The sequence below is a fragment of the Cognatundibacterium luofuense genome (assembly GCF_018139685.1).
GTDB classification, from domain to species: domain Bacteria; phylum Pseudomonadota; class Gammaproteobacteria; order Burkholderiales; family Burkholderiaceae_D; genus Undibacterium; species Undibacterium luofuense.
Window position 1 is genome coordinate 1 of sequence record NZ_JAGSPN010000575.1, and the last position, 292, is coordinate 292.

Annotated in this window: 1 protein-coding gene; it reads left to right on the forward strand. The window is 49.3% G+C overall.

All coding sequences use genetic code 11. The features are described 5' to 3' along the window. Positions 1–292: hypothetical protein (locus tag KDM89_RS21705; protein ID WP_212689843.1), on the forward strand; the 292-nt coding region annotated here is incomplete at both ends.

Sequence of the window (292 nt, forward strand, 5' to 3'; positions counted from 1 at the left end):
TAAAGATGAATTGCTGATTTGCGCGCTGTTTTCCGGCCAGGATCTGGTTGCGGTACTGCCGCTTTCTAATACTCATATCGGCACCCATTATTTTTATCTTTACCGTTACGTGCGTCCCTTTGGCGCAGATCCGAATCTGACCGAGCTAAGACTGCCACTATGCCTGCCAGCTTACCGCGAACGGGTGTTGCAGTGCTGGGAAGAGATTTCCAGAGAAGAGCTATTCGGACTGACAGAATTTCAATTAGTGCAGGATGCACATAGCGCACGGCACTTTCTGCAAACCCATCAT